16 protein-coding genes are annotated in these 12,417 nt (G+C 59.6%); 9 read left to right on the plus strand and 7 right to left on the minus strand.

Annotated elements, in window-relative coordinates:
* Positions 1 to 4: 4 nt before the first annotated feature.
* The 5 genes from rsmA to B3C1_RS06720 all read left to right on the plus strand — a co-directional run bounded on the left by rsmA (position 5) and on the right by B3C1_RS06720 (position 4,605).
* The gene (rsmA, locus tag B3C1_RS06700) at positions 5 to 805 is read left to right on the plus strand and encodes a 16S rRNA (adenine(1518)-N(6)/adenine(1519)-N(6))-dimethyltransferase RsmA (RefSeq protein ID WP_035481328.1); all 801 of its coding nucleotides are present in this window, start codon (positions 5 to 7) and stop codon (positions 803 to 805) included.
* The gene (gene apaG, locus B3C1_RS06705) at positions 805 to 1,173 is read left to right on the plus strand and encodes a Co2+/Mg2+ efflux protein ApaG (protein WP_008483747.1); all 369 of its coding nucleotides are present in this window, start codon (positions 805 to 807) and stop codon (positions 1,171 to 1,173) included. Before rsmA ends, apaG begins: the two co-directional genes overlap by 1 nt.
* A complete protein-coding gene (locus B3C1_RS06710) occupies positions 1,173 to 1,979 on the plus strand; it encodes a symmetrical bis(5'-nucleosyl)-tetraphosphatase (protein ID WP_008483748.1) in 807 nt (268 codons plus the stop codon). Before apaG ends, B3C1_RS06710 begins: the two co-directional genes overlap by 1 nt.
* Before the next feature lie 154 nt (positions 1,980 to 2,133).
* Entirely contained in the window at positions 2,134 to 4,134 is a 2,001-nt protein-coding gene (locus B3C1_RS06715) for a methyl-accepting chemotaxis protein (protein WP_008483749.1), read from the plus strand.
* 57 nt (positions 4,135 to 4,191) lie between these two features.
* Entirely contained in the window at positions 4,192 to 4,605 is a 414-nt protein-coding gene (locus tag B3C1_RS06720; RefSeq protein WP_008483750.1) for a hypothetical protein, read from the plus strand.
* Between the two features lie 53 nt (positions 4,606 to 4,658).
* Here B3C1_RS06720 and B3C1_RS06725 read toward each other — a convergent pair whose 3' ends face one another.
* From B3C1_RS06725 to rplU, 5 genes are all read right to left on the minus strand, one after another.
* Positions 4,659 to 5,045: a DUF3718 domain-containing protein gene (locus B3C1_RS06725; protein WP_008483751.1), complete on the minus strand. Its 387-nt coding sequence runs from the start codon at positions 5,043 to 5,045 to the stop codon at positions 4,659 to 4,661.
* Between the two features lie 91 nt (positions 5,046 to 5,136).
* Positions 5,137 to 5,625, minus strand: a complete 489-nt coding sequence (gene folA / locus B3C1_RS06730; RefSeq protein ID WP_008483752.1) for a type 3 dihydrofolate reductase — start codon at positions 5,623 to 5,625, stop codon at positions 5,137 to 5,139.
* A gap of 68 nt (positions 5,626 to 5,693) precedes the next feature.
* The gene (gene cgtA / locus B3C1_RS06735) at positions 5,694 to 6,860 is read right to left on the minus strand and encodes an Obg family GTPase CgtA (RefSeq protein WP_008483753.1); all 1,167 of its coding nucleotides are present in this window, start codon (positions 6,858 to 6,860) and stop codon (positions 5,694 to 5,696) included.
* A gap of 89 nt (positions 6,861 to 6,949) precedes the next feature.
* Positions 6,950 to 7,207: a 50S ribosomal protein L27 gene (gene rpmA / locus B3C1_RS06740; protein WP_008483754.1), complete on the minus strand. Its 258-nt coding sequence runs from the start codon at positions 7,205 to 7,207 to the stop codon at positions 6,950 to 6,952.
* A 15-nt stretch (positions 7,208 to 7,222) separates the two neighbouring features.
* Positions 7,223 to 7,534 carry a 50S ribosomal protein L21 gene (rplU, locus tag B3C1_RS06745; protein WP_008483756.1) on the minus strand — a complete coding sequence of 104 codons (312 nt, stop codon included), beginning with the start codon at positions 7,532 to 7,534 and terminating at the stop codon, positions 7,223 to 7,225.
* Positions 7,535 to 7,768: 234 nt separating this feature from the next.
* Between rplU and ispB the strand changes: the two genes are divergently transcribed.
* The 3 genes from ispB (at position 7,769) to B3C1_RS06760 (ending at position 9,928) form a co-directional block, all read left to right on the plus strand.
* Positions 7,769 to 8,737 (plus strand): octaprenyl diphosphate synthase, encoded by a 969-nt coding sequence (gene ispB, locus B3C1_RS06750; protein ID WP_008483757.1) that lies wholly within the window; start codon positions 7,769 to 7,771, stop codon positions 8,735 to 8,737.
* A gap of 56 nt (positions 8,738 to 8,793) precedes the next feature.
* A complete protein-coding gene (locus tag B3C1_RS06755; RefSeq protein WP_035481359.1) occupies positions 8,794 to 9,483 on the plus strand; it encodes a helix-turn-helix transcriptional regulator in 690 nt (229 codons plus the stop codon).
* 94 nt (positions 9,484 to 9,577) lie between these two features.
* Positions 9,578 to 9,928: a VOC family protein gene (locus tag B3C1_RS06760; protein WP_008483761.1), complete on the plus strand. Its 351-nt coding sequence runs from the start codon at positions 9,578 to 9,580 to the stop codon at positions 9,926 to 9,928.
* Positions 9,929 to 9,968: 40 nt separating this feature from the next.
* Here B3C1_RS06760 and mdh read toward each other — a convergent pair whose 3' ends face one another.
* Positions 9,969 to 10,910 (minus strand): malate dehydrogenase, encoded by a 942-nt coding sequence (mdh, locus tag B3C1_RS06765; protein ID WP_008483762.1) that lies wholly within the window; start codon positions 10,908 to 10,910, stop codon positions 9,969 to 9,971.
* A gap of 120 nt (positions 10,911 to 11,030) precedes the next feature.
* The gene (locus B3C1_RS06770; protein WP_008483763.1) at positions 11,031 to 11,789 is read right to left on the minus strand and encodes a transporter substrate-binding domain-containing protein; all 759 of its coding nucleotides are present in this window, start codon (positions 11,787 to 11,789) and stop codon (positions 11,031 to 11,033) included.
* Between the two features lie 148 nt (positions 11,790 to 11,937).
* Between B3C1_RS06770 and argR the strand changes: the two genes are divergently transcribed.
* Complete coding sequence (argR, locus tag B3C1_RS06775; protein WP_008483764.1) at positions 11,938 to 12,396, plus strand: transcriptional regulator ArgR; 459 nt, start codon at positions 11,938 to 11,940, stop codon at positions 12,394 to 12,396.
* The last annotated feature ends 21 nt before the right edge of the window (positions 12,397 to 12,417 follow it).

Consider the following 12,417-nt stretch of genomic DNA (forward strand, 5'->3'; position numbering starts at 1 on the left):
TTTGATGACTGACAATGTTCATATGGGCCACCGCGCCCGCAAGCGCTTCGGCCAAAACTTCCTCAGCGACATGGACGTGATCGCCAATATCGTCCGTGCCATCAACCCCAGGGCCGATGACGTCTTGGTGGAAATAGGCCCGGGCCTTGGCGCCCTGACCGAACCGGTGTTGGAAGCCGCCGGCCACCTGCAGGTGGTGGAGCTAGACCGGGACCTGGCCGCTCGCCTGCGCGAGCGTGACGGCATCACCGTCAACGAAGCCGACGCCCTGAAATTCGACTTCGGCACCCTGCACCAGCCCGGCAAACCCTTCAAGGTGTTCGGCAACCTGCCCTATAACATTTCCACGCCGCTGCTGTTCCACCTGTTCCGTTGGTCAGCCTGCATCGACGAGATGCATTTCATGCTGCAAAAGGAAGTGGTAGAGCGCATGGCGGCCGGCCCCGGCAGCAAACAGTACGGCCGCCTGTCGGTGATGACCCAGTATTTTTGCCAGGTGATCCCGGTGCTGGTGGTGGGCCCCGAGTCCTTCAAGCCTGCCCCCAAGGTGGACTCGGCCGTGGTGCGCCTGGTGCCCCACAAGGTCAAGCCTTACCCGGTCAAGGACGAGAAGCGCCTCAGCCAGTTGCTGACCGAGGCCTTCAACCAGCGTCGCAAGACGGTACGTAACACCTTCAAGCAGCACTTTACCGGTGAGCAGCTCGAAGCCCTGGGTGTGGATCCGGCGGCCCGTCCGGAAAACCTCAGCCTGGCCCAGTACTGCACCCTGGCAGACGCCCTCACCGATGCCCTAGCGGAGGATTGATGCTGCGTTTTCAGATCCACGTGGACAGCCGCTACCTGGACGACAGGTCACTGCCGGAAGAGAACAAGTACGTCTTCGCCTACACAGTGACCATTCGCAACCTGGACACCCAGCCAGCCCGCCTGGTCAACCGTTACTGGTTGATCACCGACGGCAACGGCAAGACCACCGAGGTGTCCGGTGCCGGCGTGGTGGGCCAGCAGCCCACCATACAACCGGGGTCTGAATACAGCTACACCTCCGGCGCCGTGCTGGAAAGCCCGGTGGGCACCATGGAAGGCCATTACGAAATGGAAGCCGAGGGCGGTTCGCTGTTCAAGGCTGCCATTCCGATCTTCCGCCTGGCCGTGCCCAAGGTCGTCAACTAGTGCACTACATTGTCGGCGACATCCAGGGCTGCTTTGACGAACTGATGGCCCTGCTGGGCAAGGTTCGCTTCGACCCGGCCAAGGACAAGCTGATTGCCGTTGGTGACCTGGTGGCAAGGGGCCCAAAGTCCCTGGAGGTCATGACCTATTTCATGTCCCTTGGCGATGCGGCCTGCACAGTTTTGGGCAACCATGATCTGCACCTGCTGGCCGTGCTTTGCGGCCTGAAAAAAGCCAAGAAGAACGACAAGCTCCAGGGCCTGCTGGACTCGGACCGGGTGGCCGACATCGTCCATTACCTGCGCCAGCAACCCCTGGCCCTATGGCTGGATGAGACCAAAGTGCTGGTCACCCATGCCGGCCTGCCCCCCGGTTGGAGCAAGGACGACTGCCTGGCCGCCAGCAACGAGATTAGCCAGGCCCTGAAAAGTCCCGGCTGGCAGGGCATGTTGGCTGCCATGTACGGTAATGAACCGGACCGCTGGGACCCGGCCCTTGGCGATGACCAGCGGCGCCGCTATATCATCAATGCCCTGACCCGTATGCGCTTTTGCTACCCAGACGGGCGCCTGGAGTTGGCCCACAAGGAAACCCCGGCCGACGGCGAACAGGACGGCCTTATACCCTGGTATCAGTTCCACTCTCCCCTGCCCTTCACCCTGGCTTTCGGCCACTGGGCTGCCCTTAATGGCGAACTGGCCAGGCCCGACATCCGGGCCCTGGATACCGGTTGCGTCTGGGGCAACAAGCTCAGCCTCTGGTGCGTCGAAACGGACCAGCGTCACACTCAAGCTGCTTATTCCTAAAGCAATTCGACCAACGGCCGATACATCTCCATAACCCGAGTTATCACAACTGTTTCTAGTACGAAAACATCGTTACACTAGGCAGTCCTGAACATTCGGGCAAACCTTTTGCATAGAAGGTGGGGTCGTCAAGTTTTTGTCAGAGGGAGTGCCAATGAATCTCACGGTTGCCAAACGTATTGTGCTTGGCTTTGTGATCATCACCCTGCTGTTGTTGGGCAACGGTTTCAGTTCCTTTATCGGCTTCGACGCCGTAGAGAAGAACGTGCAGCGGGCCACCTCGCTGGCCGTAGGCGCCGTGATCAACGTCGGGCAGCTGGAACAAAGCAGTGCCACCCTGAGCGAACTGGGGCTCAAGGCCTATCACAGCGACGATATCGCTGAGATCCAGAAGTACCAGTCGAACGCCGACAGCACTGTTGACGAGCTGCAGGGTTCATTGACCAGCTTTAAAGACCTGATCCGTGACGAAGCGGCCATGCTGGAAACCACCAAGGAAGTGGAAGCCAGCTTCGGTGGCCTGCAAGGGGCCCAAAGCCGCTTGTTCCAGGCCAAACTGACCGGCCTCAAACTGCGCGACCAGATCAAGAAGCAGCAGTCCAACGTGGCCGACACCGCCGATGACGCCAGCACCGACATCCTGGATCTTACCGACTCCGGTGTCGAAGATGCTGCCTTGGCCACAGCCAACAAGCTGGAAAACATGTTCCTGGCTCTGTCCACCAACATCATCGATTTCACCAAGACCACAAGCCTCACCAAAGCTGACACCATAGCCGGGGAGATCACCTTCGCCCTTGGGGACATCGACTCCAACCTGGCCTATGTTGGCCGCATCACCGGCAACAATAAGTATGTCGCCTCTCTCAAAGAGAAGGCGGCAGCACTGCGCAAAGACATTACCGACCCCGCCAACGGCGTCATCGCTCGCCAAAAAGCCCGCCTGGAAGAAAACCAGAAAGCCAGCGGTGCCCTGATGGAAGAGCAGATCAACCTCAAAGGCCTGCGCACCGGCCTGCAGAAACTGCAACAAGGCTCCCAGCAGATCGCCGAAGACACCAAGCAGCAAATTGACGCCTCGGTCAGCACCGCCAACAGTGCCACCGGCCTGGTGATGCTGGTCTGCCTGGTGGCGGCAGCGGTGATCAGCATCTACGTGGTGCGCTCCATCACCCGCCCCCTGGACAAGGTCAACGAGATGCTCAACATCCTGGCCTCAGGGGACCTGAGCCGCCGCCTGGACGACAGCGCCAAAGACGAATTCGGGGTGCTAGCCCAGAACATCAATAGCCTAATCGATTCCTTGCGCAGCCTTATCGACGGCATCTCACAAGGGTCGACACAACTGGCGGCCAGCGCCGAGGAAACCTCTGCCATCACTACCCAGGGCAAAGCGGCCATCCAGCAACAAAAAGGCCAATTGGAACAGGTGGCCACCGCTACCACCCAAATGTCCGCCAGCGCCGACCAGGTGACCCACAGCGCTGCCGATACCCTGTCTTCGGTGCTGCGGGCCGAAACCGAGGCCGAGCGGGTACGCCAGCTGTCTGCCGATACCAAGAGCACCATCCAGATGCTGGCCGCCGAAGTGGAATCGGCGTCCCAGGTCATCAACAAGCTGCACCAGGACAGCGCCAATATCGGCTCTATCCTCGATGTTATTCGTGGTATCGCCGAGCAGACCAACCTGCTGGCCCTGAACGCTGCCATCGAGGCGGCTAGGGCCGGCGAGCAGGGCCGGGGTTTCGCCGTGGTGGCCGACGAGGTACGGACCCTGGCGTCCCGTACCCAGCAGTCTACCCAGGAGATCCAGTCCATGATCGAGGCCCTGCAGCAGGGTGCCGAGCAGGCGGTCAGCGCCATGGAGCAGGGGCAATTCCAAGCCGAGAGCTGTGTGTCCAAGTCCATGGAGTCCGACGTGGCCCTGACCCACATCACCGAAGCGGTGCACGAAGCCCGGGACAAGAGCGAGCACATTGCCCAGGCAGCCAAGGAACAGGGCATCGTGGCTCAGGAGATCAGCGAAAAGCTGTCTTCCATCGTAAATATCGCCGAGGAAACCGCCCAGGGCGCCGAGCAGACCGCCATCTCCAGTGAGGAAGTGGCCAGGCTGTCCGAGGAGCTGAAGAACTCGGTACGCCGCTTCCGGATATAATGCCGGGGCAAGGTAGCAAGAACGCGGCCATGGCCGCGTTTTTTTATGGGAGTAGCCATGCGTTTTATCATCTTGATTGGGTTGCTGGTGTTGTTGGCCGGTTGCGGCCCCAGGCCGCCAGACCAGGGGGAACTCCAACAAGCCCTGGCCCAGCACTTGGGCGCCGTGGGAGAAGACAGCTTTATGGCCGTAGAGCAGGTTCGGTTGCTGGACAGCCAGAATGAAGGCCAGGGGCGATTGCGGGTACAGCTGGGGTATGAGCTGGTTTTCCTGGTGGACTTTCCCGAGGCGGCCCGGCGCCTGACCCAGGCCGAGCCCGATCTGTTCGCCCGCTTCGGCTCCAGCTTTGGCGCCATGGCCCTGACCATGGAATTCGGGGTCTTTCGCCAGGGCGACCGCCAGGCGCGCCAGCAGGAGCTGCTGCTGGTGGAGGACGACGGCCACTGGCATCTTACCGAGCAGACACCATAAAAAAGCCCCGCACAAGGCGGGGCTCTTAGGCGACTCTGGCGTTATTGTTATCTTTAGAGACGCTCTTTAACGGCAGCTGCGGTAGCAGTGCCGCCGAAACCGTTGGCATCGGCCCAGGCGATGACGGTCTGGCCGTCGGCCTCCGGGGCACCCAGAGAAGAACCGGGCAGCTGTTTGGCGATAAACTCGCCGGTGTCGTCAGCGCCGGAACTCATGGCGAAACGCAGCAGGCTTTGGCCGTTGCATTTCACGCCGTCGTAGATGTTGCGCAAGCGGATGCCGGAATCGGACAGCTTGGAACGCAGGCGGTTCTTATCGTTGGATGCGACATAGTCGCAAATACTGGCAACCAATTGCTCGGCATTGGCGCTGGCGGGGGTGGGCTGATAGGCAAACGCCAACAAGAGCGTTACAGCACCCAGTTTTACTGATTTCAACACGTAAACCACTCCTAACAGGCAAGCAAGAACAGCCTGCAAATGCTAACAAGTTAGGCATATTCCCTCAATCATGATCCGGTGAAATGCCTTGTTAAGTGCGTTCAAAAGTGACAAAGGTCAAATTGTACTGGTTATCTAGATCGGCCAAAAAGTGGCTTTCCTGAACTTTTTTCCAGCAATTATTTTGCTGCCAGTCGGGGAAACGGGTGTCACCGTCCAGTTGAGCGTCGATAAATGTCAGGTAAAGACGGGCTGCCAGAGGCAGGGCCTGCTGGTAAATCTGTCCCCCTCCTATCACCATCACCTCTTCCATGTCGGCACAGGCGGCAAGGGCATCTTGCAGGCTGGTAAATACCTCCACCCCGGTCGGCTTGTAGCCTTGCTGGCGGCTTATCACCAAGTTGCGGCGACCTGGTAAGGGGCGGCCTATGCTCTCGAAGGTCTTGCGGCCCATTACCACAGGCTTACCCAGGGTAACTGCTTTGAAATGCTTGAGGTCGGCGGGCAGGTGCCAGGGCATGTCGTTCTCGCGCCCTATCACCCTGTCGTTGGCCATGGCGGCCACCAGGGAAAGGATCATGGCTGTTATCGTCTTGTCGCAAAAAAGCGAGCTTAACAAAAAGCCGCACCCTAGGGTGCGGCTTTCGCTCAACGCTCGTAGACCACTTCGACGTCGTAGTCGTCTTCGTCCCAGTCATCGTCGTCCAGGTCGTCATCATCATCTTGATGCTCGGCCAGGGTCTTCTCGTGGTAGTCGTCCCACTTGAAGTCGACGTTGACCTTGTCTTCCGGCTTGTCTTCTTCCGGCGGCAGGCTGTCGATGAAGGTCATCAGCTCACGGGCTACGGCCTGGGTGCCTTCGTTGAGCACGGCGCAGATACTAAAATGCGGGCCTTGGTGGTCCAGGGCTTCGATGATCTCGCTGATGCGCTCTTCCAGCTCGTCTTCTTCCAGCAAGTCGGTTTTGTTGAAAACCAACCAGCGGGGCTTGGCCGCCACCTTGGGAGAGTACTTGTCCAGCTCATCGATGATCACCAGGGCGTTTTCCACCGGATCCGAGCCGTCAAAGGGGTTAACGTCGATGACGTGCAGCAGGATGCGGCAGCGCTCCAGGTGGCGCAGGAACTGGAAGCCCAGGCCAGCACCGTCGGCAGCACCTTCGATAAGGCCGGGGATGTCGGCGATAACAAAGCTCTTGCCCGGGTAGGGACTGACCACACCCAGGTTGGGAACCAGGGTGGTAAAGGGGTAGTCGGCAACCTTGGGCTTGGCCTTGGACACGGAGCGGATGAAGCTGGACTTGCCGGCATTGGGCAGGCCCAGCAGGCCCACGTCGGCCAGCAGCAGCAATTCGAGCATCAGGTTGCGCACTTCGCCCTTAGTGCCCAGGGTGCGCTGGCGGGGCGCTCGGTTTACCGAGGACTTGAAGCGGGTGTTGCCAAGGCCGTGGAAGCCCCCTTTGGCCACCATCAGGCGCTGGCCATGCTTGGTCACTTCACCTACCACTTCGCCGGTGTCGTCATCGCTAGCGCGGGTGCCCACAGGCACCTTGAGGATCAGGTCCTTGCCGCCCTTACCGGTACAGTTGGCGGCACCGCCGTTCTCGCCCCGCTCGGCCTTGTAGAAGCGCTCGAAGCGGTAGTCGATGAGGGTGTTGAGGTTGTTGTCGGCCTCGATATAGACGTCGCCGCCGTCGCCGCCGTCACCGCCGTCTGGGCCGCCATTGGGGACGAATTTTTCACGACGAAAACCGACAACGCCATTACCACCGTCTCCAGCTTCAACGCGGATAACGGCTTCATCTACGAATTTCATTGCTACTTATCTCCTGCCTGAGGCTTAAGCATAGGACGGCTCCAATAAAAAACCCCGCGCTGGGCGGGGCTTTCAAGTACGGCTTCAGCTTATTCGGTAACGATGCTGACGTACTTGCGGTTTTTCGGACCTTTCACTTCGAACTTCACCTTGCCTTCGGCAGTGGCGAACAGAGTGTGGTCTTTACCGATGCCCACGTTGTCACCAGCGTGGAATTTGGTGCCGCGTTGACGGACGATGATGTTGCCTGCCAGAACAGACTCACCGCCGAAACGCTTAACACCCAGGCGTTTGCTTTCGGAGTCACGGCCGTTACGGGTAGAACCGGCTGCCTTTTTGTGTGCCATGGTAAATTCTCCTTATCAGGCGCTGATGCCAGTGATCTTGACTTCAGTGAACCACTGACGGTGGCCCATCTGCTTACGGTGGTGCTTACGGCGACGGAACTTGACGATCTTCACCTTGGCGCCACGACCGTGGGAAACGATCTCGGCAACAACTTTACCACCGGCAACGTAGGGGGCACCTACTTTGACGTCGTCGCCATTGGCGACCATCAGTACCTTGTCGAATTCGACAGTGGCACCGGTTTCCAGATCCAGCTTTTCCAGACGAATAACTTCGCCTTCAGCTACACGGTGTTGTTTACCGCCACTTTGGATAACCGCGTACATGGTTTTTCTCCGTTATTCTCCGCACCGGCTAAAAGCGGGTGCGCAATAAACCTGACAATAGGGCGCGTATTCTAATGAAAAGGACCAGGCTGAGCAACCCGATCATCCATAAAAAGTAGAAAAAATGCGCAAACCCCTGAACCCAATGTGACTATGTCCTGGGCCAGGGCTTTTAGTGTAAGATCACCGCACCAGACACACAATACAAGGGCCTGGCGGCCATCGTCTTCTAATATGGATCTCGCCCAAATTCGTCAACTCTGCGCCACGGATATGGACTCGGTCAACGAGACCATACAGCAGCAGCTCAGCTCCGATGTGGCCCTGATTAACCAGCTCAGTTTTTACATCATCAACGCCGGTGGCAAGCGGCTGCGCCCCATGCTGACGGTGCTGGCAGCGCGGGCCCTAGGCTACGAGGGCGACAAGCATGTGCGCCTGGCCACCTTGGTGGAATTCATCCATACCTCCACCCTGCTGCACGACGACGTGGTGGACGAGTCCACCCTGCGCCGCGGCCGGGAAACCGCCAACGCCCTCTTTGGCAACCAGGCCTCGGTGCTGGTTGGCGACTTCCTCTATACCCGCGCCTTCCAGCTGATGGTGGGTCTGGACTCCATGAAGGTGATGCAGGTGCTGGCCGATGCCACCAACGTCATCGCCGAAGGGGAAGTAATGCAGCTGATGAACTGCAACGACCCGGGCACCACCGAAGAGCGCTACATGAAGGTGATCTACTGCAAGACCGCCAAGCTCTTCGAGGCCGCCACCGGCCTGTCGGCAGTGATCAGCGGCCAGCCCCACCTGGAGCAGGCCATGAGCGACTACGGCATGTACCTGGGCACCGCCTTTCAGCTGATTGACGACTTGCTCGACTATGAGGCAGACGCTGCCGAACTGGGCAAGAACCTGGGGGACGACCTGGCCGAAGGCAAGCCCACCCTGCCCCTGCTGCACGCCATGCATAACGGCAATGCCGAAGAAGCGGCTCTTATTCGCCGGGCCATCGAAGAAGGCAACGGCCGAGACAAGCTCGATGCCGTACTGGCCGCCATGCATCGCCTGGGCTCTTTGGACTACACCTACCAACGCGCCTTGGAAGAAGCAGACAAGGCCATCAGCGCCCTGGCGGTGCTGCCCGACAGCCCCCACAAGGAAGCCCTGGTAGGCCTGGCCAAGGTGGCCGTTGAACGCAAGAGCTGAACAACCCCACTTAATAAAGCCCGGCCATGCCGGGCTTTTTTGTCCTGGAGGATAGGATGTCCCGCGCCGAACGCCTACTGCAGTTGATGCAAGAGCTGCGGCTGCACCGCTACCCTGTAGCCGGCCAGATGTTGGCCGACCGGCTGGGGATAAGCCTGCGTACCCTCTATCGCGATATCGCCAGCCTCCAGGCCCAGGGCGCCGATATCCGCAGCGAGCCAGGCCTAGGCTACCAACTGACCCCAGGGCATCAGCTACCCCCTTTGATGTTCAGCGAAGAAGAAATTGAAGCGCTGATGCTGGGCGCCCGCTGGGTGGCCAACCAGAGCGATCCTGACCTGGCCAGCGCCGCCCAGCACCTGACCGCCAAGGTTGAGGCGGTGCTGCCGGACAAACTGCGTCATTACCTTGCCAGCGTTCCCCTGTTGGTGGCCCCCAGCCGCCAACTGCTGCCGGTACAGGCCGACATGGCCCTGGTCAGGCAGGCCATACGCCGCAGCCGCCGCTTGCACATCCACTACCAGGATCTCAAAGGCCTGCACAGCAGCCGTACCGTCTGGCCCCTTGCCATCGCCTTTTTCGATCAGGTCAGGGTGCTGGCCGCCTGGTGTGAGGAGCGCAGTGACTTTCGCCACTTCCGAACCGACCGCCTAGGCCAGGTCGAACTGCTGGACAGCCCCTACCCCGGTGGCCGCCAGGTTTTGATGCAACGTTGGCGTCGCCATCAGGGCCTTGACGGCTCCTGACAAAAACTGACAGTGCCCTCCCCTAATCTGCCTGCAGCGCCAACAAGGGCGCCCAGACGACAAGGAGAATAAGGTGCTAAATCCCGGATTTGTAATGTTTTACGTGGCTGACGTGGTCGGCTCTGGCCGCTTCTATCAACGCCTGCTGGGCAAGGCGCCAGTGGAACAGTCGGAAGGCTTCTGCCTGTTTTTGTGGGAAGGAGGCACCAAGTTTGGCCTGTGGCGCCAGGATCTGGTACAGCCGCCGGTCACGGCCCCCAGCGGTAGCGGCGAGATCGGCATAGCTCTGGGCTCAAGGGCCGAAGTGGATGCCCTCTATCAGGATTGGGTCCAGCTGGGTCTTGAGATACTGCAAGCCCCCGAGCTACTGGGCTTTGGCTACAGCCTCACTGCCGCCGACCCGGACGGTAACCGTATCCGCGCTTATCATTTGGAAAACCAATAAAAAAGGGAGCCTGATGGCTCCCTTTTTTGGTCACGGCAGCTTATTTGCCGTTGACGAACTCTTCACCCAGGGTGATGTCGCCTTTGAGGGTGGCCAGCATGCCATCCAGAGCGCCTTGTTCGAAGGCAGAGATGTCGCCGCAGGGTAGGATCTCTTCCACACCGTTTTTACCCAGGCGGATAGGCTGGGCAAAGAAGCGGGCGTGCTCGGAGCCGCCGTCAACATAGGCGCACTCAACAACGTTGGCTTCGCCGTTCAGGCCACGGATCAGGGACAGGCCGAAACGGGCAGCGGCTTGGCCCATGGACAGGGTAGCGGAACCGCCACCGGCCTTGGCTTCAACCACTTCGGTACCGGCGTTCTGGATACGCTTGGTCATGGCGGCGATTTCGTCGTCAGACAAGCTCAGGCCTTCAACCTGGGACAGCAGCGGCAGGATGGTGACGCCGGAGTGGCCGCCAATCACGTTGATTTTCACGTCGGCCGGGTTTTTACCCATGGCTTCGCCGATGAAGGTTTCAGCGCGGATCACGTCCAGGGTGGTCACACCGAACAGGCGGCTCTTGTCGTACACGCCTTTGGCTTTCAGCACTTCGGCAGCGATGGCCACAGTGGTGTTCACCGGGTTGGTGATGATACCGATCAGCGCCTTGGGGCAGTTGTCGGCAATGGCTTCCACCAGGGCGCGCACGATGCCGGCGTTGACGTTGAAAAGGTCGGAACGGTCCATACCAGGCTTGCGGGGCACGCCGGCGGGGATCAGCACTACGTCGGCGCCGGTCAGGGCGTCGGCCAGTTTTTCTTGGCCAAAGCCTTCTACCTTGACGGCAGTGGGGATGTGGCTGAGGTCAACAGCAACACCGGGAACAACCGGGGCTACGTCGTACAGGGCCAGTTCGGAACCGGCGGGCAGTTGGGTTTTAAGCAGCAGAGACAGAGCCTGACCGATACCACCGGCGGCGCCAAGAACGGCAACTTTCATCGCATTTTCTCCCTTGTGTCTGACCTGTTCAGGTGTGCGCAGCACCTTAGCCCAATGCCGGTCAAAAAACAATTGGAGCGGGTCTGAGCGGCGCCAGGAGCAGGGCCAATGGCGTCAAGATCAGTGCACTTTGAGGTAATGGGAGAGGATGCGGTCCAGTTGATTGTCCTGGCGTAAGGCCTCCAGGGCCTTGTTGATGGCGTCCAGCAGATGGTCGCTGGCATCATCCCGGGACAGGGCTATACCCATGCCACGGCCAAAGTAGCGCAGATCCCTGACCGGAGTACCCAGCAGCCGTAAATCACTGTTGCCAGGGTCTGACAACCAGGCGTTGGCCACCGCCGAGTCAAGGAAGATGGCGCTGATCTTGCCGGTGCGCAGCTCCACCAGGGCACCACTCAGCTCGTCGTAGCTGGTCAGCTGCCATTGGCGCTGGTCAATCAGGTATTGCTGGTGGCTAGACCCGTTCTGCACCCCGATATAGCCGCTGCGGGCCGCCCTGTCGTTGGCGTCTTTGAGGGTGATGTAGACGGCGCCGTTACGGTAGTAGGGATCGGAGAAGCGTACTGAATTGTCGTAATGGGAACTGATGTCCAAAGCCGCCACCACGGCGTCCAGTTCGCCGTCCTCCAGCTCGTCGAGGAGGCTGTCGAAGGGGTGTTCTATGATGATGCAGGGACGGGCCAGCTGCTCGCAGACCGCATGGGCAAGATCGATGTCGATGCCAACCAATTGGCCGGCATCGTCCCTGAATTCAAAGGGGGGATAAGTGGCTTCGGTGCCGAACACCAAGGGCTTGCCAGCATCGGGCTTTTCCTCTGCCCAGGCCGTTCCTAAAGTGCAGCAGTACAACAGGCCAAGCCAAACCGCTTCGCGCATCACCTTCAGATACCACTCCTATCTGATCAATTGCCCCAAGCCTGACAGCGAACGTAAAGGGATGCAAGCTGCCAAAGCACGGCGGCCATGCTACCATGACGGTTGTGCATGATTATGCAGGCTCCATCGCCTGTAGGACGCAAAGACGATGACCCAAAACAATCAAGAAGCCTTGATCAAATCCTTCAAGCAACTTCTCAAGGAAGAACGTTGCGGCTCCCAAAGCGAGATTGTCACGGCGCTGCAGGGCCAGGGATTCGAGAATATCAGCCAATCCAAGGTCTCACGCATGCTCACCAAATTCGGTGCCGTGCGGACCCGTAACGCCCGTCAGGAAATGGTCTACTGCCTACCGGCGGAATTGGGCGTACCCACCGCCACCAGCCAGCTCAAGAATCTGGTGGTGGACGTGGACCACAACGAGTCGATGATCGTCATCAAGACCAGCCCCGGCTCGGCCCAGCTGATCGCTCGCTTGCTGGATTCCTTTACCAAGGCCGACGGCATCATGGGCACCATTGCCGGTGACGACACCATCATGGTGATCCCCACCCGCCTCAGCCATATCCGCGACACCCTGAAGATGATCAACGACCTGTTCCGTTGAAAAAAGGGCGCCCAAGCGCCC

The organism is Gallaecimonas xiamenensis 3-C-1, assembly GCF_000299915.1.
Lineage (GTDB): Bacteria > Pseudomonadota > Gammaproteobacteria > Enterobacterales > Gallaecimonadaceae > Gallaecimonas > Gallaecimonas xiamenensis.

Excerpts from the sequence above, each read along its gene's own strand:
- rsmA (WP_035481328.1), top strand. The coding sequence starts at position 5 with ATGACTGACAATGTTCATATGGGCCACCGCGCCCGCAAGCGCTTCGGC.
- apaG (WP_008483747.1), top strand. The coding sequence starts at position 805 with ATGCTGCGTTTTCAGATCCACGTGGACAGCCGCTACCTGGACGACAGG.
- B3C1_RS06715 (WP_008483749.1), top strand. The coding sequence starts at position 2,134 with ATGAATCTCACGGTTGCCAAACGTATTGTGCTTGGCTTTGTGATCATC.
- B3C1_RS06720 (WP_008483750.1), top strand. The coding sequence starts at position 4,192 with ATGCGTTTTATCATCTTGATTGGGTTGCTGGTGTTGTTGGCCGGTTGC.
- folA (WP_008483752.1), bottom strand. The coding sequence starts at position 5,625 with ATGATCCTTTCCCTGGTGGCCGCCATGGCCAACGACAGGGTGATAGGG.
- cgtA (WP_008483753.1), bottom strand. The coding sequence starts at position 6,860 with ATGAAATTCGTAGATGAAGCCGTTATCCGCGTTGAAGCTGGAGACGGT.
- rpmA (WP_008483754.1), bottom strand. The coding sequence starts at position 7,207 with ATGGCACACAAAAAGGCAGCCGGTTCTACCCGTAACGGCCGTGACTCC.
- rplU (WP_008483756.1), bottom strand. The coding sequence starts at position 7,534 with ATGTACGCGGTTATCCAAAGTGGCGGTAAACAACACCGTGTAGCTGAA.
- ispB (WP_008483757.1), top strand. The coding sequence starts at position 7,769 with ATGGATCTCGCCCAAATTCGTCAACTCTGCGCCACGGATATGGACTCG.
- B3C1_RS06755 (WP_035481359.1), top strand. The coding sequence starts at position 8,794 with ATGTCCCGCGCCGAACGCCTACTGCAGTTGATGCAAGAGCTGCGGCTG.
- B3C1_RS06760 (WP_008483761.1), top strand. The coding sequence starts at position 9,578 with ATGTTTTACGTGGCTGACGTGGTCGGCTCTGGCCGCTTCTATCAACGC.
- mdh (WP_008483762.1), bottom strand. The coding sequence starts at position 10,910 with ATGAAAGTTGCCGTTCTTGGCGCCGCCGGTGGTATCGGTCAGGCTCTG.
- B3C1_RS06770 (WP_008483763.1), bottom strand. The coding sequence starts at position 11,789 with ATGCGCGAAGCGGTTTGGCTTGGCCTGTTGTACTGCTGCACTTTAGGA.
- argR (WP_008483764.1), top strand. The coding sequence starts at position 11,938 with ATGACCCAAAACAATCAAGAAGCCTTGATCAAATCCTTCAAGCAACTT.